Source organism: Streptomyces hokutonensis (assembly GCF_042751305.1).
Classification (GTDB): domain Bacteria; phylum Actinomycetota; class Actinomycetes; order Streptomycetales; family Streptomycetaceae; genus Streptomyces; species Streptomyces hokutonensis_A.
This window is the reverse complement of sequence record NZ_JBHYWD010000011.1, coordinates 124709-150890: the sequence shown is the minus strand read 5'-3', so window position 1 is coordinate 150890 and position 26182 is coordinate 124709. Positions and strand designations below refer to the sequence as shown.

The 26182-nt window shown below is 70.5% G+C and carries 24 protein-coding genes and 1 pseudogene; 13 read left to right on the top strand and 12 right to left on the bottom strand.

All coding sequences use genetic code 11. The annotated features are described in order from the left end of the window. The 5 genes from ACFXC1_RS28115 to ACFXC1_RS28095 all read left to right on the top strand — a co-directional run. On the top strand, positions 1-1012 hold a 1012-nt coding region (locus ACFXC1_RS28115; protein WP_381247253.1), incomplete at its 5' end, for an ABC transporter permease. 7 nt (positions 1013-1019) lie between these two features. Further along, the gene (locus ACFXC1_RS28110) at positions 1020-1985 is read left to right on the top strand and encodes an ABC transporter permease (protein WP_381247251.1); all 966 of its coding nucleotides are present in this window, start codon (positions 1020-1022) and stop codon (positions 1983-1985) included. Next, on the top strand, positions 1978-3024 hold the full coding sequence (locus ACFXC1_RS28105) for an ABC transporter ATP-binding protein (RefSeq protein ID WP_381247248.1): 1047 nt from the start codon (positions 1978-1980) through the stop codon (positions 3022-3024). The genes ACFXC1_RS28110 and ACFXC1_RS28105 overlap by 8 nt, the downstream gene beginning before the upstream one ends. After that, a complete protein-coding gene (locus ACFXC1_RS28100; protein ID WP_381247245.1) occupies positions 3021-4022 on the top strand; it encodes an ABC transporter ATP-binding protein in 1002 nt (333 codons plus the stop codon). The genes ACFXC1_RS28105 and ACFXC1_RS28100 overlap by 4 nt, the downstream gene beginning before the upstream one ends. A 34-nt stretch (positions 4023-4056) precedes the next feature. Next, positions 4057-4521, top strand: coding sequence for a DUF5990 family protein (locus ACFXC1_RS28095; protein WP_381247243.1), 465 nt, complete (start codon positions 4057-4059; stop codon positions 4519-4521). A 7-nt stretch (positions 4522-4528) separates the two neighbouring features. Here the strand turns inward: ACFXC1_RS28095 and ACFXC1_RS28090 are convergent, their stop codons facing one another. The 8 genes from ACFXC1_RS28090 to ACFXC1_RS28055 all read right to left on the bottom strand — a co-directional run bounded on the left by ACFXC1_RS28090 (position 4529) and on the right by ACFXC1_RS28055 (position 14445). Beyond that, a complete protein-coding gene (locus ACFXC1_RS28090) occupies positions 4529-6256 on the bottom strand; it encodes an LCP family protein (RefSeq protein ID WP_381247240.1) in 1728 nt (575 codons plus the stop codon). 187 nt (positions 6257-6443) lie between these two features. Beyond that, positions 6444-8198, bottom strand: coding sequence for a hypothetical protein (locus tag ACFXC1_RS28085; protein WP_381247238.1), 1755 nt, complete (start codon positions 8196-8198; stop codon positions 6444-6446). Positions 8199-8491: 293 nt separating this feature from the next. Continuing rightward, positions 8492-8683, bottom strand: coding sequence for a hypothetical protein (locus ACFXC1_RS28080; RefSeq protein ID WP_381247235.1), 192 nt, complete (start codon positions 8681-8683; stop codon positions 8492-8494). Positions 8684-8749: 66 nt separating this feature from the next. Further along, positions 8750-10417: a serine/threonine-protein kinase gene (locus tag ACFXC1_RS28075; protein WP_381247233.1), complete on the bottom strand. Its 1668-nt coding sequence runs from the start codon at positions 10415-10417 to the stop codon at positions 8750-8752. Between the two features lie 111 nt (positions 10418-10528). Further along, on the bottom strand, positions 10529-11404 hold the full coding sequence (locus ACFXC1_RS28070; RefSeq protein ID WP_381247766.1) for a PhzF family phenazine biosynthesis protein: 876 nt from the start codon (positions 11402-11404) through the stop codon (positions 10529-10531). Between the two features lie 87 nt (positions 11405-11491). Further along, positions 11492-11932: a VOC family protein gene (locus tag ACFXC1_RS28065; RefSeq protein ID WP_381247230.1), complete on the bottom strand. Its 441-nt coding sequence runs from the start codon at positions 11930-11932 to the stop codon at positions 11492-11494. A gap of 125 nt (positions 11933-12057) precedes the next feature. Beyond that, positions 12058-12528, bottom strand: coding sequence for a VOC family protein (locus ACFXC1_RS28060; protein ID WP_381247228.1), 471 nt, complete (start codon positions 12526-12528; stop codon positions 12058-12060). 171 nt (positions 12529-12699) lie between these two features. Beyond that, the gene (locus ACFXC1_RS28055) at positions 12700-14445 is read right to left on the bottom strand and encodes an esterase (RefSeq protein ID WP_381247225.1); all 1746 of its coding nucleotides are present in this window, start codon (positions 14443-14445) and stop codon (positions 12700-12702) included. A gap of 273 nt (positions 14446-14718) precedes the next feature. Between ACFXC1_RS28055 and ACFXC1_RS28050 the strand changes: the two genes are divergently transcribed. Then, entirely contained in the window at positions 14719-16482 is a 1764-nt protein-coding gene (locus ACFXC1_RS28050; RefSeq protein WP_381247222.1) for a protein kinase domain-containing protein, read from the top strand. A gap of 20 nt (positions 16483-16502) precedes the next feature. Here the strand turns inward: ACFXC1_RS28050 and ACFXC1_RS28045 are convergent, their stop codons facing one another. Then, positions 16503-16658 carry a hypothetical protein gene (locus ACFXC1_RS28045; protein WP_381247219.1) on the bottom strand — a complete coding sequence of 52 codons (156 nt, stop codon included), beginning with the start codon at positions 16656-16658 and terminating at the stop codon, positions 16503-16505. A 21-nt stretch (positions 16659-16679) separates the two neighbouring features. Beyond that, entirely contained in the window at positions 16680-16829 is a 150-nt protein-coding gene (locus ACFXC1_RS28040; RefSeq protein WP_381247217.1) for a hypothetical protein, read from the bottom strand. 176 nt (positions 16830-17005) lie between these two features. On the opposite strand from ACFXC1_RS28040, the gene ACFXC1_RS28035 reads away from it, so the two are divergent. From ACFXC1_RS28035 to ACFXC1_RS28025, 3 genes are all read left to right on the top strand, one after another. Beyond that, positions 17006-17152, top strand: coding sequence for a hypothetical protein (locus ACFXC1_RS28035; protein ID WP_381247214.1), 147 nt, complete (start codon positions 17006-17008; stop codon positions 17150-17152). A 184-nt stretch (positions 17153-17336) separates the two neighbouring features. Next, positions 17337-18506, top strand: coding sequence for an MFS transporter (locus tag ACFXC1_RS28030; RefSeq protein WP_381247211.1), 1170 nt, complete (start codon positions 17337-17339; stop codon positions 18504-18506). A gap of 190 nt (positions 18507-18696) precedes the next feature. Further along, positions 18697-19512, top strand: coding sequence for an SAM-dependent methyltransferase (locus ACFXC1_RS28025; RefSeq protein ID WP_381247209.1), 816 nt, complete (start codon positions 18697-18699; stop codon positions 19510-19512). Between the two features lie 28 nt (positions 19513-19540). On the opposite strand, the gene ACFXC1_RS28020 is transcribed toward ACFXC1_RS28025, so the two are convergent. Next, the gene (locus ACFXC1_RS28020; RefSeq protein WP_381247206.1) at positions 19541-20446 is read right to left on the bottom strand and encodes a helix-turn-helix domain-containing protein; all 906 of its coding nucleotides are present in this window, start codon (positions 20444-20446) and stop codon (positions 19541-19543) included. Between the two features lie 252 nt (positions 20447-20698). Here ACFXC1_RS28020 and ACFXC1_RS28015 point away from each other — a divergent pair. Continuing rightward, positions 20699-21444, top strand: a pseudogene (locus ACFXC1_RS28015) (hypothetical protein). A 41-nt stretch (positions 21445-21485) separates the two neighbouring features. Further along, positions 21486-22541 carry a mandelate racemase/muconate lactonizing enzyme family protein gene (locus tag ACFXC1_RS28010; protein WP_381247203.1) on the top strand — a complete coding sequence of 352 codons (1056 nt, stop codon included), beginning with the start codon at positions 21486-21488 and terminating at the stop codon, positions 22539-22541. Here ACFXC1_RS28010 and ACFXC1_RS28005 read toward each other — a convergent pair. Beyond that, entirely contained in the window at positions 22471-24030 is a 1560-nt protein-coding gene (locus tag ACFXC1_RS28005) for an MFS transporter (protein ID WP_381247201.1), read from the bottom strand. The two genes, ACFXC1_RS28010 and ACFXC1_RS28005, sit on opposite strands and share 71 nt — an antisense overlap. 211 nt (positions 24031-24241) lie before the next feature. Here ACFXC1_RS28005 and ACFXC1_RS28000 point away from each other — a divergent pair, with 211 nt between their 5' ends. Then, the gene (locus ACFXC1_RS28000) at positions 24242-24895 is read left to right on the top strand and encodes a response regulator transcription factor (RefSeq protein ID WP_381247198.1); all 654 of its coding nucleotides are present in this window, start codon (positions 24242-24244) and stop codon (positions 24893-24895) included. Next, positions 24892-26154, top strand: coding sequence for a sensor histidine kinase (locus ACFXC1_RS27995; RefSeq protein WP_381247195.1), 1263 nt, complete (start codon positions 24892-24894; stop codon positions 26152-26154). Before ACFXC1_RS28000 ends, ACFXC1_RS27995 begins: the two co-directional genes overlap by 4 nt. Positions 26155-26182: the final 28 nt, after the last annotated feature.

Here is a 26182-nt window from a genome sequence, read left to right as displayed (position 1 = left end):
GCGGGCCCCCGCCCGGGGCCGGGGGCCGGGGGGGCGGCGGGGGCGCGGGGGCGCGCCCCCGTCCCCCCCACCGCGCCCGCCCCCGCCCGCGGCCGTCGTCCTCTTCCTCGTCGTCCTGGCGACCCTGTGCGCGCCGCTGTACGCACACCACATCGCCCACACCGACCCCTTCCAGTCCCATGTCTCCGGCACCACGGTCGTCGGCGGCAAGACCGTGCCGGTGCTCACCCCGAGTAGCACCGGCCTCGGCCTCGGCGTCACCCCGATCGGCCCGACCTGGGACCCCGCCCACTACTTCCTCGGCGCCGACAACCAGGGCCGCGACGTCATGGCCCGGCTGCTCTACGGCGGCCGGACGAGCCTGTTCATCGGGTTCACGGCGGCGCTCCTCACCTGCGCCCTCGGTACGGTCGTCGGAGTCGTCGCCGGCTACGCGGGCGGTGTCGTCGACGCCGTCATCTCCCGTGTCCTGGACGTGATTTGGGCCTTCCCGGTGTACCTGCTGGCGATCTGCCTCTCGGTCGTGCTGCTCACCGACGGGCTGCACCTCGGGCCGCTCACCGTGGAGGCGGGAAGCCTCTGGCTGCCCGTCGCGATCATCGCGGCGATCTATGTCCCGTACATCGCCCGCCCGTTGCGCGGTCAGGTGCTGGTGCTGCGCAACAAGGAGTACATCCAGGCCGCGATCGGCTCCGGGGCGCCGACCGTGCGCATCCTGCGCCGCGAGGTGCTGCCGAACGTACTGCCGACCGCGATCGTGTTCGTGCCGCTGATGACCGCGCTGGCCATGCTGACCGAGTCGGCGCTGTCCTTCCTGTCGGTCGGGGTCCAGCCGCCGGACGCCAGTTGGGGCACGATCATCGAGGACGGACTCGGGCTGCTCTACACCCGGCCCGCCGTGACGATCGCGCCCGGCCTGCTGATCGCGCTGACCACGGCGGCGCTCAACGTCCTCGGCGACGGCGTGCGCGACGCGCTCGACCCGGGCGCCCGGCTGCGCGGAGGGGTGTGAGGGCCACATGCTCCAGTTCATCGTCAAACGCTTCGCGTCCGCCCTGCTGGTGATGTTCGCGATCAGTGTGCTGGTGTTCCTGATCTTCTTCGCCACCCCGGGAGTCGACCCGGCCGCACGCATCGCCGGGCGCAACGCCGACCCGGCGACGCTCGCCCAGGTGCGGCACTCCTTCGGCCTCGACCGGCCCATGCCCATCCGCTACATGCTGATGATGCGGCACCTGCTGATCGACCGCGACCTGGAGTCGTTCGTCAACCGCGGCTCCCGCGTCATCCCGCAGATCGTGCAGGCCACCCCGGTGACCCTGTCGCTCGTCGTCGGCGCCGCGCTGATCTGGATGGTGGCCGGCATCGTCATGGGCACGGCAGCGGCGGCCCTGCGCGGCAAGGCGGCCGACCCGCTGATCATGCTCGTCGGCGTGGTCGGGGTCTCACTGCCGGCCTACTGGCTCGGCGAGGTCGTCAACCTCATCACCCAGAAGCAGCTGCACGGTTCGGTGTTCTCCTGGGTGCCACCACCGGGTTACGTCGGCCTCGCCCACCCCGGCCAGTGGGCCCTGCACCTCCTCTTCCCCTGGCTGACCCTCGCGCTGCTGTACGCCGGGATCTACGCCCGGCTGCTGCGCGGCGAGGTCGTCACCGCGCTGAACGAGGACTACGTACGCACCGCCCGCGCCAAGGGTCTCTCCGAGCGTCGCATCCTGATCCGCCACGCCCTGCGCTGCTCGCTCATCCCGATCGTGTCGCTGTTCGGCCTGGACTTCGGCGCGTTGGTGGGCGGGGCCGCGCTGCTCACCGAGGTGGTCTTCGGCCTTCCCGGCATCGGCAAGCTCACCTTCGACGCCCTCCAGAACCTGGACCTGCCCGTGATCATGGGCACGGTCCTGTACGCGGCGTTCTTCGTGGTCCTCGCCAACGCCCTGGTGGACATCCTGTACGCCCGACTCGACCCGAGGGCCCGCCATGCCTGACCAACCCCTGCTGGACGTACGTGACTTGAGGGTGTCCTTCCGCACCCGCCGAGGCTCCGTCACGGTCGTCGACGGCCTGTCCTTCTCGGTGTCGCCCGGTGAGATCCTGGGCGTGGTGGGCGAGTCGGGCTCGGGCAAGAGCGTCTCGATGCTTGCCGTACTGCGTCTGCTGACCAGTCCGAACGTGACCGTCGAGGGCGAAGTCCGCTTCCGTGGACGGGACTTGCTCACCCTCCCCGACAAGGAGATGCGGGCGGTACGGGGCCGGGAGATCGCCATGGTCTTCCAGGACCCGATGACCGCGCTCACTCCCGTGTACACCGTGGGCTGGCAGATCGCCGAGCAGATCCGGGCCCACGAGAAGGTGTCCCGCAAGGAGGCCCACGCGCGTGCCGTCGGTCTGCTCTCCGACGTGGGCATCCCCGACGCGGCCTCGCGCGCGAACGCCTACCCGCACGAGTTCTCCGGCGGCATGCGGCAGCGCGCGGTCATCGCGATGGCCCTCTCGTGCGGTCCCGCACTCCTGATCGCCGACGAGCCGACGACGGCCCTCGACGTGACGGTCCAGGCCCAAATACTCGACCTGATGCGGGAGTTGAACGCGGAGGGCTCGGCGGTCGTCCTCATCACGCACGACATGGGGGTCATCTCGCAGATCGCCGACCGGGTCCTGGTCATGTACGGCGGCCGGGCGGCCGAGGAGGGCCCGCGCCGGGCCGTGTTCCACGGACCGCGACATCCGTACACCTGGGGACTGCTCGACTCGGTGCCGCGCGTGGGCGGGCCCCGGTTGCGGCGGCTGCCCACCATCGCTGGGATGCCGGTGGCGCCGGGAGACCTGCCGGAGGGGTGCGCGTTCGCCCCCCGCTGCCGGTTGCGGCACGAACAGTGCGAGGAGCGACCGGAGTTGAGGGACTTCGGTGGCAGCGCGCACCGCGACGCCTGCTGGCTTCCCGATGACGACCGCGCCTCGCTGCGCCTGACCGCACGCGTCGCGGCGACGGACGTACCGGACCTGGAACGAGAGGCGACACCGTGACCGCGCCAACGACACCGTCAGAGGTTCTGCTGCGCGCCTCGGACGTCACCAAGCACTATCCCCTGCGTGCGGACGGGCTCTCCCGGCACCGCAAAGTACTCCGTGCCGTGGACGGGGTGTCGCTGGAGGTGCGCGCCGGTGAGACGCTCGGCATCGTCGGCGAGTCGGGCTGCGGCAAGTCGACGCTCGGCCGCTGTCTGGTCCGGCTCACCGAACTCACGGGCGGCCGGGTCGAGTTCGACGGCCAGGACATCAGCACCCTGTCCACGCGGCGGCTGCGTCCCGTACGTCCGGGGATGCAGCTGGTGTTCCAGGACCCGCAGGCCTCGCTCAACCCGCGTCGTCGTGCCGGGGACATCGTGGCGGAGCCGCTGCTCGTCCACCGGTACGGCGACGCCGCCGCCGTACGTCGTCGGGTCGCCGAGCTCTTCGACGTCGTAGGCCTGGCGGCGGCCCATCTGGACCGCTATCCGCACGAGTTCTCCGGCGGACAGCGCCAACGCATCGGGATCGCACGGGCGTTGGCGACCAACCCGAAGCTGATCGTCGCCGACGAACCGGTGTCGGCGCTCGATGTGTCCATCCAGGCACAGGTGTTGAACCTCTTCGCGGATCTCCAGGAGGAGTTCGCGCTCACCTACGTCTTCATCGCGCACGACCTCGGGGTGGTCCGGCACGTGTCGGACCGGATCGCGGTCATGTATCTCGGCGAGATCGTCGAACTCGGCGAGACGGAGGCCCTGTACAAGGAGCCGGCCCATCCGTACACGCAGGCCCTGTTGTCGGCGGTCCCGGACATCGACGACGGTGTGGACGCGCCGCGCCGGGAACGGATCGTGCTGACCGGCGAGGTGCCCAACCCGGTGGACAAGCCGACGGGGTGCCCGTTCCGCACCCGCTGTCCTTACGCGCGTGAACTCTGCGCGCTGGAGCGCCCCCAGCTGACCCTGACGGCTTCCGGACGCCGGACAGCCTGCCATTTCCCCTTGATCGACTGAGGGTACGGAGGGCGGGCGCGGCATGATGGCTCGTATGCACCTCCGCATCGACGCTGTCGACCTGCCCGGCCGTACCTTCCCCGCCCCCGCCGGCAAGCCCGTCCCGACGTACGACGACGTACACGTCGCCGTGCAGCGCCGGGACCGGCCGGCCGAACTCCTCGATCCGCAGCCGGGGGACGCCGCGTCCGCGACCTGGACGCTGGAGTGCGCGGCGGAGGTCACCCCGGACGGCGTCGTGGTCACGGGCCCCTATGTGCAGCACCGGATGGGCCTGCGGTTCGTCTATCTGTCCTGGGGGACGGTCGACGGGGACGGTGTCTTCACGATGTTCCGGCGCGCCAAGCTCATGCTCGACTCCGTGCCCGCCGACGTCCTGGCCGCCGCCGCGAGCGACGGGCTGCTGGTCGGCCGCCTCGGTCTGACCGACGCGAACGGCGGCCCGTTGTGCGCGCGGGTGGATCCCCCGCGCATCACCTGGACCGCCGCCGTCGGTTAGCCGTGGGTCAGGACGCCGAGTCCTTCTTGTTGGTCGCCGCCCGGTAGGCCTGGGTCGGGGTCATCGCGACGCCGTTGAGGCTGACCGTCTTGTAGGGGCTGACCTTGGCGCAGGACTTCGACTGGTCGGCGGTCGAGGCCTGGGCGTTGGAGGTGGCTGCCTTGGTGTCGGCCGGGGCCGGGGACGAGGAGCCGCCAGGGAGCGTCGTGCCGCTGGGCCAGTCCGTGCCGATGACGAGCGTCAGGCCGGTGCCGGTGCCCTGCTTGAGGCGGGAGGAGGAGAGGCCGATCGCCTTGGCCACGGTCTGGGCCTCGGCCTTCTGTCCGGTGCCGTAGGTGAGGGTGGTCGTGGTCGCGCTGACGGAGGCGTTGCCGGTGGTGGTGCGGGAGCTGAAGCCGCCGTCTATCAGGCCGGTGGCGACGGTGGAGGCCCGGCCGCTGATGCTGGTGCCGTTCTCCACCGTGACGGCGATCTGCGCGGCCGGTACGGCAACTGCCGTGGCGGTCGCGGTGGCCGCCGCCGACTTCTTGCCGGACGAGCTGGTCAGCGACTGGTCGTTGGCGATCGTCGCGAACAGGCTCTTCGCGGCGGCGGCGGGCACGACCCGGTTGGCGTTGGTCGGGTCGGCTCCGGTCTGCATCGTGGTGAACGTCATGCGCTTCGTCGGCACCTTGTCGAGGTCCGCGGCGAGCCCGATGAGCTTCTTGACGGTGCCGAGGCCCGTGTCGACGGTGAGCGCCTTGGTGGCGGCGTCGGCCAGGTTGTAGACCGCCGAGGGGTTGGTGAGGGTGCCCGCGCTCTTGAACTTGCGGATCATCGCGCTGAGGAAGAGGTGCTGGGAGACGGTACGGCCGAGGTCGCTGCCGTCGCCGAAGCCGTGCCGGGAGCGGACGAACTCCAGCGCGGCGGTGCCCTTGAGCGTGTGGGTGCCCTTGGCCAGTTTCAGGTGCGAGTAGGTGTCGTAGACGTCGGCGTCGACGCACACGGAGACACCGCCGACCGCGTCGGACATCTTCACCACACCGGAGAAGTCCATCTGCACGAAGTGGTCGATGGTGATGCCGGTGAGCGCGTGCACGGTCTTGACCTGGCATTCCTGCCCGTACTGGAGCGCGCTGTTGATCTGCCCGTAGTAGCCGGACGTCGACTGGCCGCTCTTGGGGTCCTTGCAGGCGGGGACCTGGGTCATGGTGTCGCGGGGGATGCTCATCACGGTGGCGTTGGAACGGTCCGCCGAGATGTGCACCACCATCTCCACGTCCGCGTTGCCGTTCCCGGACTGCACACCGGTCGTCGAGCAGCCGCCGCCGAGCTTGCAGTCGGTCGTGCTGGACCGGGCGTCGCTGCCCATCACCAGGAGGTTGATCGGCGTACGGCCGAAGGCGTCGGCCTTCTCCTTGCCGCCCGCGCCGTCGTCGATGGGGACGCTGTTGATGTTGCCGTTCAGGTGCTCGTAGAACCACCAGCCGGCGCCCGCGGTCACCATGATCACCACCGACAGGGATATCGCGCTGATCTTCAGCACCCGCCTGCCGCGCGGGGGCTGCTTGCGGCGCGAGGCGGCACGGCCGGCCGCCCGGGATCCGCCGCGCTGCGCCTGGCGGGCCGCGGCGCGGGAGGCGGCCCGGCCACCGGTGGGCAGCGGCTCGTCGGCCTCACCCGCCCGCGGTCGGGGCACCCCTCGTGTGCGGCTGCGCGTGGCGTGGCCCACGGGGCCGTCCCCGAGGTCGGTCATCTGGCACTCCCACAAAACGGTCGGGCCGTTCAGGCCGTCGGTGCTGCGGCCAGGGGCGCGCGGCCATGTCAGGTCGGACGAGTCGGGGTTTCCGTCTCGCTTGCGTGGTTGCGCAATATAACAATCTCAGATGAGAACACCGCAGGGGCTTTCTCATTTACGGACTTTCATTTTGCGTCAAGGTCGGTCAACTGGTGGGAATGCGGGCGGTGGTGATGGTCATCGGGGTACCGGTGACGGCGATCAGATAGAAGCGCGGATGCGAGCCGCCCGGCACCCGCCTCAGGCCGCCGGGCGGCTTCACGACATAGGTCGCGGAGGCGTGCGGGGCGAGGGACTCCGGGCCGCCGGAGGCGGTCCACCAGTCGGAGGCGCCCTGCCCGAGGCGGCTGGCGAAGTGGGGGGTGAGCCGGGTGCCGGTCGTGTTGACGACCCGGGCGACGAGCTGCGTGATGTCGCGGTGCCCGGAGCGCTCCACCATGTCCGCCGTGACGTTCATGCGCAGCGGCGGCGGACTGGCCGCGGCGATCGTCACACAGACGACGGCGGGCACGAGGAGTCCCGCGGCGAGCACGGCCCGCGCCGGGCGTGCGGTCAGGCGAGGGATGCGCGGCTGCCAGGCCGAGGCGAACGCGGAGGCGGGGACGGTGGCGGCGGCCGCGAGCCACAGGGGGGTCATCATCAGGAAGTAGCCGTCCTGGGACCGGGTGGCGAGGTAGAAGCTCAGCCAGGGCAGCACGGTGATCGCCGGGCCGAGCCGCCGCACGAAGAGCAGCGTGGCGGCGAGCAGGCCGAACAGGAGCAGGAGACTGCCGTAGGAGTAGTAGTCGAGGTGCCTGCTGCCTGCGGTGAAGTAGTACGAGATCCCCATCAGGCCCTGGCCGTGCAGGATCGCCTTCTGGGTGATCGGGAGCAGCAGTCCGTGCAGCCAGCTGGAGAAGTTCTCGGCGGCGAAGTAGGCGTTGATCGCGGCCCAGGTCAGTGCGGCGGTGCCGGTGTAGCGGGCGACCACGCCGAGGGCGAGCCGGGGGCCGAGGTCGCCGCGGCGGACGGCGTAGAGGCCGACCAGGAGGAACGGCGTGAGGAACCAGGCGAGTTGCTGGGTGGCGCAGGCCGCGCCGAGGCAGAGGGCCTGGAGCACTCCGGGGAGTCCGAGCCGGCCGCCGGCCCCGGTGTCGGTCCACCTGACCACCACCGGGATGAGGAGCACCAGGGCGAGGACGGCCGGGTAGCCGGAGTAGGCGTAGCCGGGCAGGAAGCCGAAGCCGAGGCACACGGCCGTGGCGGCGGACCGCCAGGGGGCCGGGAGCAGCAGCCACAGCAGGACGGCGCCCGTGAGGAGCGCGCCGGTGGTCACGAGGGTGGCGGCGGCCGTCGAGTGGATCATGGCGTGCACGGGGGCGGCGAGCAGCGCGGTCAGCGGCGGGTAGCCGTAGGTGTAGTCCGCGCTGCCCGCCATCGTCTTGGTGATGCCGACGGACGAGGAGCCGAAGAGCCAGGGCCAGGGCTGGCCGTAGACGGGGTGGCCGTGCAGGATCTGGTTCGCGGCCTGCGCGGTGAGCACGCCCTCGTCGGTGCCGGCGTGGTTGAGCCAGTAGCCGCAGAGCACCAGGACGGCGGCGAGCAGCAGCACGCCGGCGTCGACCCTGGTCAGGGCGCGCCGGGTGCGGGCGGTGAGGGCCAGGACGCCGGCGACCAGGATCCCGGCGTAGCAGACGGAGATGATCCCGGCGACGGGCGGGCGGGAGCTCATCGCGTCCGTCCAGGCGGCGCGGGTGCCGATGAACAGGCTGATCGTGGCGATCAGCGTCATCCCCCGGTGCAGCTGCTGCGGCGCGGCGGGCCCGGTGGTGAGCGGCCGGGTCAGCGGCGGCCCGGCGGTGGCGGGCGTGTCACGGCGCCGCAGTCGCAGACCACCGCCGGCGCGGGGACCGTCATCCATGGCGTCCTTCTCCTCCTCGTTCCACCCTCGTCGGCCCGTGGTTCACGCCGGGGCAACCCCTACTACATCTTGTAGAGGTGAAAGGAGGCGTCGAGGTTCATCAAGGGGAGGGAAGAGCTCGGCAAGAAAGAAGGGCGGGGTCGTTGCCAGCACGGTGAGCAGCGCGAGCTCGAGCAGGAGCAGGCAGCAGAGATGCAGCCGGCCTGGGGACGGACGAACCGTTTGGTCTCGTCCACCGTCCGGCGGCGATGTCCTCCCGTGTGCCCACGATCTCCAGGGCCTCCTCGGTTCCCTCAACGTCCAGGATGTCGCGGGCCGGTCCGCGCGGCCGGGCGTGCCGACTCCCGCTGGGACACGGACACTTCCTTGTGCTCCAGCAGGTACGGGCAGAGCCGGGCCCGAGCCGTCAACTCCCGTGCCACGGGGCCGGGAACGCCGTACTCGGCGGCCGTCTCCAGGACGATCCGCCCGTCGATCGATGTCATGCCGGTGATCGTGCCATGGGGCACCGACAGGTCATGGACCGTCAGTCGGGCGAGTGGATCGGAGGGTCAACTCGTCGGCAGCTCCGACGCGATGAAGCGCTCGAAGCCCGCGTGGAAGGCCGTGCCGCGCGGGTCGGTCGCGCTGTAGTGGAAGGCGGCAACCCCGCAGCCCCGCGCGTCGAAGGCGACGCCCGTGTACGAGGCCACCCGGGTGCCGTTGACGGCGAGTTCCACCTTGATCCGGCCCGTGCCGGCGGAGGAACAGGTCATCGCCATGTCGACCTCCTGCCCGGTCTCCACTTCCAGGCCCAGGTCCGCGAGGTCGACCTCGACGACCCGGTCGTGCTGGAAGGCTCCCTTGTACCTGAACTCCCGCACGATCAGGGCCTCCTGATCTGTCGTCAGATAGGTAGCCCAGCGGGAGCCCTTGCGGAAGTCCCCCGAGCCGTCGCACCACAACCCGACCCCGCCCTCACCGCCGTACCACTCCGTCTGGGTGCTCAGCCGTACCGCGAAGGACGACGGGTCGAAGGGGGCCTGCGGCCACACCTCCAGCTCGGACTTGGGATCCACCAGCATGGTCCCGCCCTTGTGCGTGATCTTCGCCAGGGTCGGGTCCTTGTACGACCAGTCGCCCGAATCGGTCAAGTCGTCGGTGTACGTGAGGGGTTGGGAGCCAGTGGAACTCCCGGAGCCGTGCGTCTGCGGGCCGTTCTCCGTCGCCGATCCTCCCGAGGTGGTGCTGAGCACGATGGCGAGCAGGACGGCCACCGCGGCACTGCCGGCCGCGAAACCCCACAGACGTAGTTGTTTGGCGCTTCTGCCGGGGGCGGGAACGGGGTCGGCGGCGGGACCGGAGCCACTGCTTTCGCCGCCGTGTCCGGGCTGTGGCGTGCTCGTCTCCGTACGCGCGCCGTCCGCCGACTCCACCGCTTCTGCCGCTTCCGCGAGCCGGGTGATGAGTTGGGCGGCGGTGGGGCGTTCCGCCGGGTCCTTGCGGAGGCAGTCGGCGATGGCCGAGCGGACCGGTTCCGGTACCGCCGTGAGATCCGCGTCGCGGGTGGACACGGCGACCAGGACCTCGTAGTCGCTCTCCCCCTCGAAGGGGTGTCTCCCCGTGGCGGCGAAGTACAGCGCGCCGCCGAGGGAGAACACGTCGGTGGCGCTGGTGACGCGGAGTGACTTGACCTGCTCGGGTGACATGTACGCGGGTGAGCCGAGCACGCTGCCCGGTGTGGTGAGCGCCGACTCCAGCAGACGGTCGTCGCGGGCGATGCCGAAGTCGATGATCCGCGGTCCGTCCGGGGAGAGCAGGATGTTGGACGGTTTGATGTCCCGGTGCACGACACCGGCTCGGTGCACCTGTGCCAGCGCGTGCGCTACGGCCAGCGCCAGGGACTGCAGCCGCCCCGAGGACAGCGGGCCACCTGCGGTCACGTGCTGGTGGATCGTCGGCCCCGGGACGAACTCGCTGACGATGTACGGATGCCGGCCGGTGAGGTCCGCGTCGAGGACCCGGGCCGTGGCCAGTTCACCGACCCGGCTCGCGGCGCCGAACTCCCGGCGTACCCGGGCGAGCGCGACCTCGTCGTACTCCTTGCCCGGCAGCAGGAACTTCACCACGACCTGCTGTCCCGCCCGGTCCCTAGCGAGCCACACCACGCCCTGTCCGCCGCGGCCCAGCTCGCGCTCGGGAACGTACCCGCCCACCGACAACTGCATTCGCGGATCCATGTCCACGCCCCCAGCCCCGCCCCCGACATGGCTGTCTTGCAGCGTATCGGCTCGTTGGCCGCCGAACACCGGGGATGGACGGACCCGTGCGCCGTCATGACGGCCCGCGCGTCAGCCGATGCGTGCTCCCTCGCCACCGACCCGGACGCGGGGGTCGCCGGCGCGCAGCGTCACGGTGAGTTCGCCGGGGCGGCCCAGGTCCTCGCCCTGGTGCAGCGTGAGGATGGAGTCCTCGGGGACCAGGCCGAGTTCGCGCGCATACGCGCCGAACGCGGCGGCCGCCGCGCCCGTCGCCGGGTCCTCGACGACGCCGCCGACGGGGAAGGGGTCACGGACGTGGAAGACGGTGGGCGACTCCCGCCACACCAACTGGACCGTGGTCAGGTTTAGTTGGTGCATCAGGGCTTCGAGGCGCCCGAAGTCGTAGGCGAGATCCGCGAGTCGGGCGCGGGTCGCCGCCGCGAGCACGAGATGGCGGGCGCCGGCGAAGGCGATACGGGGCGGGAAGGCGGGGTCGAGATCGGCTCTCGGCCAGTCGAGCGCGGCGAGCGCCTCGTCGAGGTCGGCGTCGGCGATCTCCTCGGTGTGCGGTTCGACGCTGGTGAGTGTGGCGCGGAGCGTCCCGTTCTCCTCGGTCACCTCGACCGGGACGGTGCCTGCGGGTGTCGCGAACACCAGCTCACCCGTGCCAATCCGTTCGGCCAGTGCGACGGCGGTCGCGACGGTGGCGTGTCCGCAGAACGGCACCTCGGCCTTGGGGCTGAAGTACCGGATGCGGTACGACCGCCCCTCCCGAGCGGCGAGGTCCTCCGGGGGCGCGGTCAGGAACGCGGACTCCGAGTATCCGAGCTCTGCGGCGATGGCCAGCATGTCGCTGTCGGCAAGGCCGGTGGCGTCCAGAACGACGCCGGCGGGGTTCCCGCCGGACGGGTCGCTGGAGAAGGCGGTGTAGCGCAGCACCTCTGGCCGGGGCGAGTTCGTCGTCATGGTCGTGGCAACGCGGGGCAGGTCACCGGCCATTCCCGCACCTGGGTGAGGTGATCGCAGGTCAGGCGTCCGTTCTCGGATCCGCTCTCAGCCCAGTTGCTCGGCCAGGCCGACGATGATGCCCTCCGGGCCGCGGACGTAGCAGAGCAGGTAGATGTCCTCGAACCGGGCGATCTCGCCGAGGAGTTCGGCACCGTGCGGGCGCAGGCGGGCGACGGTGTCCTTGATGTCGTCGACGGCGAACATGACGCGGTGGGTGCCCACGATGTTGTGCGGCCGGTTGCGCGGCCCGTCGCTGATCGCCGCGGGGCTGCGGTACTTCGCGAGTTCGAGCCGGCTGTGGCCGTCCGGGGTCCTGACCATCGCGATGTCGCAGTGGACGCCGTCGAGTCCGGTGCACTGGTCGGCGAAGAGGCCCTGGACCTCTCCCCTGCCCTCCAGCTCCATTCCGAGCTCCACGAAGAACGCGATGGCAGCGTCCATGTCCTCGACGACGATGCCGACGTTGTCCATCCGCTGAATCGCCATGCCGGCTCTCTCCCTCTTCCTCTTGCGGCCGGTGGCGACCGCTGCCGTCCCTGGGACGGAGTCGGTGGCCCGTTCTCGACATGCGCGGACCACCGAACTCCGAAAGAGGGTTCCGACCTCTCGGGTCAGGCCCGGACCTCGGCGTCCTGCGCGGAGGCCGCGAACTCCTCGGGGCCCTGCTCGGCCGCCGCCGGGTCCATCCACATGACCTGCCAGCCGTGGCCGTCGAGGTCGTAGAAGCTGCGTGAGTACATGAAACCGTAGTCCTCGGCGCCGTCCACCTCGGTGCCGCCCGCCGCGAGTGCGGCGGCGCTGACCGCGTCGACCTCCTCGCGGGAGGACACACTGAAGCAGTAGAGCGCCAGCGTGTGGGTGGTGGGATCGGCCAGCGGCAGCTTCGCGAACTCCGCGAACTTCTCGCGGGTGAGCAGCATGACGAAGGCCTGCTCGCCGACCAGCATGCAGGTGGCGGTCTCGTCGGTGAACTTCGGGTTGAAGCTGAACCCGAGCTTGGCGAAGAACGCCTTGCTGCGCTCCAGGTCCACCACGGGGATGTTCAGGAACAGCATGCGGCCGGGGTGTGCGGGAGTGGTCATGATGGGTCTCCGGTCAGTGGCTCGATGATGTACGTCCTGGTAGACCGGCCCCTTCGGCAAAACTCATCGGTGGCCCTCGATCACGGCCGTGGCCCTGGCCGGGCGAGAACACACCGCCGGGTGCCCGGCCGACGCTCGTCGGTAGGGCACCCGGTGTGTCAGAACCGCTCGTCACTTCTTGACGACGGACTCCACCCAGCTGATGAAGTTCGTCGTCGCGTCACCGGTGCGCTCGGCCATGGTGTGCGCCATGGCCCACACCGTGGCGAAGTCGACGTCGCGGATGCCGTAGTTCCGCAGGGCCAACCGGAGGTTGATCTCGGTCGTGTTGCCCGTGTCGCCCTGCATGATGCCGGTGCGGATGCGCCAGTGCCGCGCCACCTTCGACTGCCGGTAGCCGGGGAAGGCGGGCGAGAGGAAGTACAGCGGGTTGTACGCGTCGGCCCGCCAGGCCATGTCCTTGCCGACGCTGTCCTTCTTCGCGAAGTCGGTGTCGTAGGCCGCGGCGCCGTAGGCGGAGTCCCAGTCGGAGTACGTGGCGTACGTCGTCTCGTTCGCCTTGACGACGTCACGCGTGAGCGGCGCGAAGTGCGAGGGGACGCCCAGCCCCATCGCGAAGACGCTGTTCTCGCCCTGCCCGCGGGAGACCCCGTCGAAGGCGCCGACCGGCTTGTTCGCGTTCTTCTGGCTGTTGACGAAGCCTTCGAGGCCGGACACCGTCGCGGTGTTGGTCGTGGCGTCGTAAGTGACCCAGGTGCTGCCGGTGTTGAGGTAGGCGATGTAGTCGTCGACCGTCTCGTACGTCGTCGAGGTCCCCGTCTGGCCCGATCCGGGCGGGCCGCCCTGCGTGGTGATGGTGTACGGGAAGGTGTTGTCCGACAGGAAGTTGTTCAGCGAGGTGGTGATCACCTCGATCAGGTGGTCGTAGTAGCTGCCGGCCAGGTAGGTGCCGCTGGTGGACTCGGTGAGCTCCAGGCGCCTGCCGTGCTCGTCGCGCAGCCCCAGGCGGTTGAGGTACCTGGGCCAGGCCTTCGCGAGGTCGGCCGAGTAGGCGCTGGTCCAGGTGGTGGACGCGCGGGTGCCGGTCGAGGCGAACTGGCCCATGTTCCACTCGTAGGACAGGTTGGCCTCGGCCAGGTTGGTGATCGGGCACCAGGCCATGACGCCGGCGACCGCGTCGCTGAGGGGGCGGCCCTGGGCGTCCTCCATCGCCGCGCCGATCGTGCGCAGGTAGGGGTGGTACAGGGGGCTGTCACCGGAGGTGCCCGCCACGGTGTCCTGGGCGCCGCCGCCGCTCATGCCGAATAGCACGATGTCGTCCGTGCTGCCGGGCAGGACGCTCTCGTTGTAGCGGAGGAACCGGATCGCGGCCTTCAGGTCGGTCACGCCCCAGGGTGCCGCGTCGGAGCGGGTGCTGGTCGAACTGTCCCGGCCGCGCAGGCCCGGCCACACGTAGACGAGCCCGGCCTTGAGGTACTGCGACACGCTGCTGTAGCTGTAGGACGTGGCCGGCGCCTGCTGGGCGTAGCCCGGGGTGTTGACCGGGATCACGATCGGCGCCGTGCCTCCCGAGTACTGGCCGACGGTGCCCTTGCGGTTGAGCTTCGCGGTGTATGTGGTGCCGTCGCTGTTCGCGGTGGCCGTCAGATAGGCGCCCGGCACATAGATCGACAGGTTCTCGTAGTCCGTCGCGGCCGGGTTGGCGACGTACACCTTCCCGAGCTGGTAGTACACGTCGTTGGTCGCGTCGTACGACCAGGCGGTGGAATCGAACTCCAGCGAGTACGCCGAGGACGCGGTCGACGAGCTGTCGGACGACGAGGTACCGGCGAACGCCGTGCCCGCCGCGCCCTCGGCGACTCCGAACGCGGCCATGACGGCTGCGCCCCGGATAACGGTTCTGCGGTTGATCTCCACCCGTAGACCTCCTTGTACAGCGGGTTGCTTGTGCGGCTCGGTCGAGTCCCTGACTGTAGGCAAGGAGGCCCAGGATTGTTGACAATTTTGATGATTGTTTTGTTAGAAGGTTGCCCGCGACCGCCGAGGACGGGTCGTCCGCATCCCCGCCGTCAACGGAAGTGCGGGAAACCCAGAACGTACGCCACCGCTCGGCTAGCCTCGTGATTCCTTGGGGCCGAACTGACGTACGGCGCACATCACTTCGGGGGTTCCTTGTCAGAACAGCGGCCGATGCCACCGGACTTGGCAACGAACGAGGCCGCCGCGGTGCGGCAGACCGGTGCCTCACCCCTGCGCCTCGGCGACCCGGACCACATCGGCCCCTATGTGCCGCTGGCGCTGCTCGGCAGCGGCGGTATGGGACGGGTCTATCTCGCACGTCCGGCGGACGGCGGTCCCGGTCTGGCCGCGGTGAAGGTGATCAGGCCGGAGTACGCGGACGATCCGGGCTTCCGGCGCCGGTTCGAGCGTGAGGCGTCGGTGCACGAACGGGTCAGCACCTCGCACACACCGAGACTGTGCGGCACCGGCTTCCAGGACGAGTTGCTGTGGATGGCCACCGAGTACCTCCCGGGGCTCGATCTCGCGTATGCCGTACGTGAGCACGGCGCCCTGGAGACGGCCGCGGTCTGGCGTCTGGTGGCGGAGCTGGGGCAGGCGCTGGCCGACCTCGCGGCCACGGGGATCGTGCACCGGGATCTGAAGCCGTCCAACGTGCTGCTGTCCGTCGGGGGCGCCCATGTGATCGACTTCGGCATTTCGAAGGCCATGGACGCCAGCACGATCACCGGCACGGGTGTCCGGGTGGGAACTCCGGCCTACATGTCGCCGGAACACCTGCGGACCGGCAGATCCGACACGGCGTCGGACGTGTTCTCACTCGCCGGGACCCTGGTGTACGCGGCGGCGGGGCGTGCCCCGTTCGGCGACGGTACGGGCGTCGACGTGATGCACCGGGTGGCGTTCGAGGAGCCGGATCCCGAGCTGATCGCCGAGATCTCGGCCGCGGACGAGGCACTCGGCTCGTTGCTGACCGCCTGCCTGGCCAAAGAGCCCGAACGGCGGCCCACAGGGCAGGACCTGACCGATGCCGCCGGGGAACGCACCGAAACGACCGTGTGGCCCGAGCCGCTCGCCGGCCAACTGCTGGCCAGGCAGCGGGCGTACGAGGTGCTGTACCACCTCCCTGTCGCATCGCAAGCCCGATTAGGGTCTCCGGACGAACGGCCGATGGCGATGCCGTCGGCACCGGCCGGGCAGGGCGGCCGACCCGGTCCGCCCGTTCTCGAACCACCGGCGGCGGCCGCCGACGCCGCCTCCGGGACACCATCGGCACGCCCTCAGGAGAGCGGGGTCCGCACCTGGGCACGGAGGAAGTCGGTGCGGACCGTAGCCGTGGGCATCGCCGTCTGCGCGGTGGCCGCGGGGGTCTTCGTGCTCAGTCGCCATGACGCTCCGCCCGCCGCATCCGGCCCGGGGTCCGCCACGACGACGGACCGCACCGTGCCCGGCGGCCCCGTCCTGTCACCGATACCCGGAGCCTCGGACGCGAGAGCCGCGTCCGGCAAGAGCGTCGACGGCGCCGCGAACCCGAACGGCGCGGCCTCGAACCCCCGGGATTCCGGCTCCGCCGCACCGGCGGTGCACGGCACTCCCTCCGCTCCCGATGCCGATCCCAGCGCCTCGGCCGCCGCTACTCCCTCCTCGTCCCCGAGCAGTCCGCCCACCACCGAGCCCGCGACCCCGGCCTGGATCTCGGACTGCACGTACTACAACGGGAACGGACGCACGCGCCTGGGAGACAGCGGCAAGCGTGTGCTGCAGGTGCAGTGCATGCTGACGAAGCGCGGCTACGGCGTCGGGAGCACAGGCGTGGACGGCGACTTCGGTGCCGGAACCGAGTCCGCGGTGCGGAGCTTCCAGAGCGACAAGCTGCTGGACGCCGACGGCATCGTGGGCCACGAGACCTGGCTCGCCCTGCGCAGCACGGAGTGACGCACATGCCGGGGAATGGTTCAGCGGGGTGACTTGACGCAGGTGTACGGGGCGGAGACGTCTGCGCTGCGATGATCTGCGGCACGCAGGGCGGCAGTCAGGCGCTCGCGCGGTTCGAGGCCGAGCCCGGCGGCGGCGTGGAGGGCGCCGAGAGCCAGGTCGTCCCCGGAGCCCACAGCGGCGTATCCCCCGGCGGGCTAGCCCACTTGACGGTCGTCGTGGACCTCGAAGAGACGGCCGTGGATGCCGACGAGGAAGACGCCCGCCTGTTCTTGCTCGGAGTCCTTGCGGGCCCAGCCACCCTCCTTGAGGCAGGCTCGGACGGCGTTGATGAAGCGCGTGGCCATGAAGCGGTCGAGGTCGCCTTCGGATCACGGCGGATCGTGAGCCGCGACAGCGGTGCCGAGAGTGCGATCGCCCCAGGTGCAGCGCCCGGGTGGTGTGCGGAGCGGGACGCCGATCGGACCCAGGAGGTCCCGGCGCGCCGGACACATCGTCGGCGCGCCGACAGCTCGGTCGCGGCGTGCGCCTCCGCGAGGTCGGCGATGGTGATCTCGTCGACGTACGGTTCGACGTACCCGAGGGCGGCCCTGATGGCCGGCATGTCGCTTTCGTCCAGGGCGGTGGCGTCCAGAACGACGCCGGCAGGACTCCCCCGCCGGTGAACTGACGGCCAGGCTCGCAGGAACGCCACACCGCCGCCCACCAGCAGACCTCGCCCAACGGCCACCGCTCGTGACCCCACCGCCCACCGGGCCGATCCCTCAACGCACCCCACGTCCCTTGCCCCAGCCACGGCACCCACCTAACCTGAATTTGTGCCGCAAATAAACAAACCCCGGACGCACAATGCCGTGCCAGGCACCCCCACCGACCTCACCCGGCTCCGAGCCGTCCTCACCGCCTTCTTCGCCCTCGACGGCTTCATCTTCGCCGGATGGGTCGTCCGCATCCCCGCCATCAAGGAGCAGACCGGCGCCACGGCCGGCACCCTCGGCCTCGCCCTCCTCGGCGTCTCCGCCGGCGCCGTCGTCACCATGATGCTCACCGGCCGCCTCTGCCACCGCTACGGCAACCACCAAGTCACCGTCGCCTGCGCCGTGTTGCTGTCCCTCAGCGTCTCCCTCCCCCCGCTCACCCACTCCGCGCTCACCCTCGGCCTCGTCCTGCTGGTCTTCGGCGCCGCCTACGGAGGGATCAACGTCGCGTTCAACAGCGCGGCGGTCGAACTGGTCCGGGCCATGCGGCGGCCGATCATGCCCAGCTTCCACGCCGCGTTCAGCCTCGGCGGCATGGTCGGCGCCGGCCTGGGCGGGCTGGTCGCGGGAAGCCTGACCCCCACGCAGCACCTGTTCGGCCTCACCGTGCTCGGCCTCCTCGTCACCGCCCTGATCGGCCGCCCCCTGCTCCGCCTCCAGCCTCCGGCATCGCACGAGGACTCACCGAAGGAGGAGGCCGCGCCCCGCCGCCTGAACACCCGCACCCGCGGCCTCGTCGTCACCTTCGGCCTGATCGCCCTGTGCACGGCCTTCGGCGAAGGCGCCCTCGCCGACTGGAGCGCCCTGCATCTGCAGCAGGACCTCCACGCCACCGCCGGCGCCGCCGCCATCGGCTACTCCTGCTTCGCGCTGGCCATGACCGCCGGCCGGCTCAGCGGCACCCGGCTGCTCGAACGCCTCGGCCGGACCCGCACCCTCGTGGCCGGCGGCACGACCGCCGCCGTGGGCATGCTGCTCGGCGCGCTCGCGCCCACCCTGTGGGCGGCCGTCCTCGGCTTCGTGATCACCGGGCTCGGCCTCGCCAACCTCTTCCCCGTCGCCGTCGAACGCGCCGGCACCCTCGCCGGCCCCGACGGAGTCGCCATCGCCTCCACCCTCGGCTACGGCGGCATGCTCCTGGGGCCGCCCGCCATCGGGTTCATGGCGGACTGGTACTCGCTGCCCACCGCCCTCACCAGCGTGGCGGTGCTGGCCGCCACGGCCGCGCTCATCGGATTCCTCACCCGGCACGCGGCAGAGCGTTGACTCCCGTTCACCCGGGGTGGCAAACAAGCCAACGGGCGGCCGAACAAGGGTGGTTGGGGCCGGCGGGGCGCATGAGTCGAGGCGTGGGGGAATAACGTGGGCCTCCACGACCGGTGTTCGACGGTTTCGTGGCTCCCACCGCGGTGGTTCCGACCGCGGTGGCTCTCACCACGTACACACAGGAGTGACCATGACGGACGAGGCAGTCGGCTCCGAGCAGGAAGCGCTCTCCAAGTTCGATACGACGGTGCCGCAGTCGGCCCGGATCTGGAACTACTGGTTAGGGGGCAAGGACAACTACGAAGTGGACCGCGTCGCAGGCGACGCCTTCCGCGAGATCTTCCCCGGCATCGAGACCGGGGCCCGCGCCGCCCGCTACTTCCTCGCCCGCGCCGTACGTCATCTCGCCGCCGAGGAGGGCATCCGGCAGTTCCTGGACGTCGGCACCGGGCTGCCCAACGTGGACAACACCCATGAGATCGCCCAGCGGGTGGCCCCCGAGAGCCGCATCGTCTACGTCGACAACGACCCGCTGGTGCTGGCACACGCCCGCGCCCTGCTCACCAGCACCCCGGAAGGCGTCACCAACTACGTCGACGCCGATCTGCGCGACCCGGACACCATCGTGCGGGAGGCGGCCAGGACACTGGACTTCGACCAGCCCGTCGCGCTGATGCTGATGGGCATCCTGGGCCACATCGAGGACTACGACGAGGCCCGCTCGATCGTGCGGCGGCTGGTCGCGGCCCTGCCCGCCGGCAGCTATTTCGTGCAGTACGACAGCACGAACACGAGCGAGGACTACGTCGACGCCATCCGGCAGTACAACGAGGGCGGTTCGATCCCGTACATCCTCCGCAGCCCCGAGCAGATCGCGGGCTTCTTCGAGGGCCTGGAACTGCTCGAACCGGGTGTGGCCTCGTGCTCGCGCTGGCGTCCCGACGACAGCGCCTGGGGCCTGCCCGCCGAGGTGCACCAGTACGGCGGCGTAGCCCTCAAGCGCTGACGCCGCCCGGCCCGGTCCACGTCCCCGCTCAGGTCTCCTGAAGGATGCGATGCAGGATCGTCGGAGTCTCCTCCGGCGATTCCGCCTCGACCACCAGACGGTTCATGACGTCCCAGTAGCACTCGATCTCGTTCGGCCGGTCTGGATAGAGGGCGGTGACGCGCTGTTCGAGGTAGACCATGTCGGGCAGCCGGCCGCCGGGCAGCCGCAGGATCGTCACCGGACCGGCTTCCCCGGCGTGGCCGCCGGCGACGAACGGCATGATCTGGACGGTGACTTGAGGGAGCCGGCAGATCTCGATGAGATGCCTCAGCTGGGCGCGCATCGTACGGATGCCGCCCACCGGGCGCCGTAGCGCCGCCTCGTCGATCACGGCCCAGAGCTGCGCCGCCGGCCTGCGGCGCAGGATCCGCTGGCGGGTCATCCGCAGCATGACCCGCCGGTCGAGCTCCTCCCCGCGAGCGTCCGAGTGGGCGAGCCGCAGGGAGGCGCGCGCGTAGTCCGGGGTCTGGAGCAACTGGGGCACGCGCTGGACCTCAAAGCAGCGGATGAGGCTCGCCGCCTGTTCGGCCCCGAGGTAGGCCTGCGTCCAGGTGGGCACCACATCGTTGAAGTACTGCCACCAGGCGGGGGCGTTGGCCTCTTCCGCCAGGGTCAGCAGGGTGGCGCGCTCGCCCTCGTCCCGGACGCCGTAGAGCGTGAGCAGGTCGGTCACGTCACGGAGTTTGAATCCGTGCCGGCCTGCCTCCATCCGGCTGATCTTGGACCTTGACGCGCGGATGACCTCGCCCGCCGCCGTACGGGAAATCTGCCGCGCTTCCCGCAGTTCGCGCAGCCGCGCGCCCAGGACCAGACGCGGCACGGTGGGGCCGGCCGAACGGCCGTCCAGGAGCGCGCTGTCGGGCGGTGTGGTTAAGACCTCGTCGGAACCCATGGTCGATCTCCCTGCGGTGCACGCGACGTTGTGTGGGGACGAACGCTACGGCCAGTCATCTTAGGTGCTCTTGGCTGTCAACTCGCCGCGCTCAAAGGTTTGCTTTCCCATACGATTTTTTAGGCCGCCGGGCGTTTCGAAGATCAGAGGTACCTCCATTCCCGCCTGCCGTTGCCGCAAGCCTTGACGCACAAGGGTTCCTGCCTCACGACCGCTGCATCCATTTCCTATGTGATTCGGCGAGGGCCGGGCATGCGCTTCCCCACCAGATCCGTGCTGCCCGGAGTTGTCGCCGTCGCGCTGCTCGGCGCCGGGACGACGGCCTTCACCTACCGCAACTCGGGTGCCCAGTCGGCCGGTTCGACCTCGTCGGCCCTGGTGCCGGGCGGCGCGCACCCCTACTTTCAGCCCTGGAAGACCGCGCGGGCGCCGCCGCGAGGAAGACGTACGACCTCGGCGCCGTGGCGGCGCGCGGCTACAACGCGTTCGGGGTGTTCGGCGTCTCCCCCACCGACATCAACTCGACCTTCGCCGACCTCAAGTCCCAGGGTTTCCCGGTGGCTTCGCTCGGTTCCTGCCCGGCCCGGAGACAAGGACGAGGCGGACTTCTGCCTCTCGACTGACGTCCAACCAGCCGCCCGCAAAGCCGCGAGGGCGTCGGCCAGGCCGTGCGGGAGACGGGCGGCAAGGTGAAGCTCCTCCAGACCATCACGGGCATCGTCGCCATCGACGGCGACGCCAAGATCCTCAGCCGCATCGGACAGGGCACGGTCACGGCGACCGTGGTCCAGAGCCCGGTCGGCCAGGCCGAGATCGGCGCCTGGGCGCTGGCGCTGCTGCGGACGAAGCAGTGCTCCATGCGCGCGCCCGGCGTGCGGGTGGACTCCGGTTCGTTCGTCGTCGACAGGGCGAACGTCTCGGCCTGCGACACCGTCCGGAAGGCGAAGACGGCAGAGCTGAAGCAGCAGTTCGCCGACAAGATCCTCAACTTCGGCTGACCGCCCCCCACAATCCCCACGACAGAAATCGGAACCGCCGGATGAGCATCATCACGACCGCGACCGCCAGGCTGATCGACATCGCCGTCGAACAGGACCGCACCGACGCCGTCCAGTCGTTCGTCAACCAGGAGACGATCCTGGTCGACGTGGAGACCTGGGACGGCGGCACGGGCACCGGCTACTCCTGCACCATCGGCACCGGCGGCACCTCCGTACTGGCACTGGTGCGCGACCACCTGCTGCCCGCCCTCGTCGGACAGGACGCCCGCAATATCGGGGCGCTGTGGCAGCGGCTGTTCGCGCTGACCCGGGCGACCACCACCGGAGCCATCACCTCGCTCGCCCTCGCCGCCGTGGACACCGCCCTGTGGGACCTGCGCTCCAAGCGGACGGGCGAGCCCCTGTGGCGACTGGCCGGCGCCCACCGCCAGGAGGCGCCGGTCTACGACACCGAGGGCGGCCGGCTCCACCTGAGCACCGAGGAACTGGTCGAAGGCGCCCTGCGCGCCCAGGAGTCGGGCTGGGCCGGCGTAAAGATCAAGGTGGGCCGCCCCCATCCCTCCGAGGACGCGGAACGCCTGCGCGCGGTCCGCGAGGCCGTGGGCCCCGCGCTGCACATCATGACCGACGCCAACCAGTCGCAGACGGGATCCTCGGTGCTGCGGCTCGCGGCGGCGCTGGAGCCGTACGACCCGTACTGGCTGGAGGAGCCGCTGCCCGCGGACGACATCAGTGGGCACACCCGGCTCGCGGCGGCGACCCGCATCCCCGTCGCCGTCGGCGAGTCCATGTACTCCCGTGCGCCGGGGGCGATCTCGTGGTCCATGACCATCGCCTTGATGCTCTCGTACACACTGTCCGACAGCGCCTGCCGGACGGGCGGCACGCTCAGCTCGTCGCCCTCGTCCGGAACCCCGGCCGCAGAAGAGCTGTGCGGCGGCATCCCCACTCCCCCTCAAGGCTTGCGGTGTCCGCCCAGTTTAGCCAGTGCCGGGTGGGCGGAGCGGGACACCCAAGGGCCGGTCACCCCGCCTCCGCCGGCACCGCCGCCTCCCCGCTCTTATCGGTCAGGTCGAGGCTGCTGCGCAGGCTGACCGGCTTCAGCAGGATCGCGGCGATCACCGCGAGCAGGGCCGCCCCGGCGGAGAGCAGGAAGATCTGTGCGGTGGCGTCGCCGTAGGCGGCACGGACGATGTCCCGCACGGCGATGGCGTCCGATCCGGTGGCGGTGCTCCGCAGTCCCGCGTCGGCGAGACCGTGCGCGATCTGGTCCTGGACGCTCCGGGCCAGTACGGCGCCGAGTACGGAGACACCGATCGTGCCGCCGAGCGAGCGGAAGAAGGACACCGTGGAGCTGGCCGCGCCGATGTCCTTCAACGGCACGGTGTTCTGCACGACGAGCACCAGGTTCTGCAGCGTCATGCCGACGCCCATCCCGACGCAGAGCATCTCCACGCTCAGCAGGAGGATCGGCGTCCTGGAGTCGAGGGCGCCGAGACCGGCGAAGCCGACCGTGAGGAGGGCGGCGCCGGTGATGATGAACGGTTTGATCTTCCCGGTACTGCTGATCAGCCGCCCCGCGACGGTGGAGGCGACGAGGATGCCGGCCATCATCGGAATGGTCAGCAGACCGGCCTCGGTCGGACTGTGCCCCCGGCTGAGCTGGAAGTACTGGCTGAGAAAGACGGCGGCGCCGAACATCGCCGTACCGACGGCGAGGCTCCCGACGATCGCCAGGGCCGTCGTCCGCTGCCGCACGATGTCGAGCGGTACGACGGGTTCGGCGGCCCGCGACTCCACCCGCACGGCCACGGCGATCAGCGCGAGCCCGCCGCCCACCATGGCCCCGGTCTGCCAGGAGCCCCAGCCGAAGGAGTTGTCGACGAAGGACACCCACACCAGGAGCACACTGACTCCCGCGGCGATCAGGGTCGCTCCCAGGTAGTCGATTTTGACGTTCTCCCGGCGGATGACGGGCAGATTCAGCGTCCGCTGGAGCAGGAACAGTGATACGACGGCGATCGGCACGCCGATGAAGAAGCACCACCGCCACCCCAGCCACGAGGTGTCGACGATGACCCCGCCGAGCAGCGGCCCGCCGATGGTGGACGTCGCGGTGACACTGCTGAGGTAGCCGCTGTAGCGACCGCGCTCGCGGGGCGGGATCATCGCCGCCAGTGATATCTGGACGAGGGCCTGCACGCCTCCGACGCCGACGCCCTGCAGGGCCCGCGAGGCGATGAGCTGCCCGGCGGTCTGGCTGATCCCGGAGGCCACGGCGCCCAGTACGAACACCGCGATGGACGCCTGCACGAGGATCTTCTTGCTGAACAGGTCGGCGAGCTTGCCCCAGATCGGTGTCGTCGCCGTGGTGGTGAGGAGGGTCGCGGTGACGACCCACGTGTACTGGGTCTGCGATCCGTGCACCGCCCCGATGATCTTCGGCAGCGCACTGGAGACGACCGTACTGCTGAGGGTCGACACGAACAGCGCGAGCAGCAGCCCGCTGAGCGCCTTCAACACCTTCCGGCGGGCCGCGGGGGACGTCTCCGTGGGGCTCGCCCCGTTCACTGCCGTGCTCATCCGACGAACCCCCAGCGACCAGCTCGCTATACACGGCGTATAGCGACATCGCCTCACCATACATGGCGTATAGCGATGGGAGACAGTGCCGTCGTGTTTGACCTGCTCGGACGCTCCGTGTGACCTGAGCCAGTGCACAAGGCGTGCACATGACCACGGCCGTGCTCGGCCTCGGCGGCCTGGACGGGTTCGTTGAGGTTAGGGTCAGCGCGTGGCTTTCATCGTGGTGTGCGAAGACGACGCGGCGGTCCGCGGCATCCTCAAGCGCGCCCTGGAGCACGACGGCCACACCGTCTCCGTCGCCGCCACGGCCGACAGCCTGCTGCGGCAGCTGGCACCGGCGCCGCAGCTGGTCGTCCTGGATCTCGGGCTGCCGGACGCCGACGGCCGCGATGTCTGCCTGGCCCTGCGGGCTCGCGGCGTCGACGTGCCGGTGTTGATGCTCACCGCCTTGGACGGCCTGCATCACAAGGTGGGCGGCTTCGAGGCCGGCGCCGACGACTACATGACCAAACCCTTCGACATCCCGGAACTGCTGGTCCGCGTCCGGGCGCTGCTGCGCCGGGCCACCGTGGCGTCCGCACCGCACGAGGTCGTCCTCGATCCGGCGAAGCACGTGGTGACCCACGACGCGGTGAGCATGAGCCTGACTCCGACCGAGTTCCGGCTACTGGGCCGCCTGATCGCCTCGCAGGGCGACGCGGTACGCCGACACGCCCTCGTCGCCGCCGGCTGGCCGCACGGGGCCCAGGTCAGCGACAACACCCTCGACTCCTATGTGCGCCGGCTGCGGACCAAGCTCGGTCCGCTGGGTGTGGCCGAGCGGCTGGCGACCGTCCGCGGCGTGGGCTACCGATGGCAATGACGGGATTCCGCCGAAGCGTCGTCGCGCTCACCGTGCTGATCGCCACCGCGGTGGTCGCGATCCTGGTCGTGGTTTCGCACGTGCTGCTGAGCAGGGTGACGGATGCCGACGCGCACGATCTGGCCCGTACGCGCGCCGAGGCGGTCGCGGCGAACGTCAGCGTCAAGGGCGGCCGTGTCGTGCTCACGGAGAACAGCAGCGAGGCGCTGGACGAGGTCGCCTGGGTGTATGCCGATGGCCGTCTTGTCGACGGGGACGTGCCGCCGAGCGTGGTCGGGCGCGTCGAGGAGCTGGCGGACTCGGGACGATCACAGACCGCGACCGTCGGCGACTACCTCCTGTTCGCGCGGCCGGTTCCGACCGGCGGCCACCACGTCATGGTGATCGTCCGGGTGGACCTCACGCCGTACGAGACGTCCGAGCAGCGCAGCCTGACCTTGTCGCTGATTCTGGGCGGCCTCACGATCCTCCTCGCCGGCGGTGTCGCGCACCTCGTGGTGCACCGCGCGCTGCGCGTCGTGCACGAGATGGCCGCCCTCGCCGACGACTGGGGCCATCACGAGCCCGGGCGCCGTTTCAACCTCGGAGTCCCCCGTGACGAGTTCGGGGAACTGGGACAGACCCTGGACCGGCTCCTGGAGCGCGTTGACAACGCGCTGGCGGACGAACGGCGGCTCACCGACGAGATCGCCCACGAGCTGCGCACACCGCTCACGGTCCTGCGGGGCGAGGCGCAGCTGGCGCAGCTGTCCGGGGAGCCTGTGGTGCCGGAGGTGGTGCTGAGCGAGGTCGACCGCCTCAATGCGGCGATCACGACGATATTGCGCGCAGCGCGCGCACGGACGGAGGAGGGCACCCGGTGTGATCTGCGCTCCGCCGCGCGGCAGGCGATCGGCAGCCGCGCGGTCGAGGTCGCCTTCCCGGCGAAGGTCGAGGTGGCTCTGGCGCCCGACGTCGCTGTGGCGCTGCTGTCACCCCTGCTGGAGAACAGCCTGCGGCATGCGAAGTCCCGTGTGTGGATCACCGCGCGCAGCCAGGGCGAGGCCGTCGTGGTGGATGTCCTGGACGACGGCCCAGGGTTCGATCCCGCTGAGGTCGACCGGGTCTTCGAAGCGGGCGTGACCGGCGGGGACGGGTACGGGCTGGGGCTGCCTGTGGTCCGGCGCATCGCCGCCTCGGCCGGCGTGGAGGTCCGGGCGATCGCGGACGGCCGCGGTCACGTCCAGGTGACCCTCCCGGCCGCGAAGGCGGCCACGTAGTCAGGTTGCTTGCAGGTTCCCTCCGTAA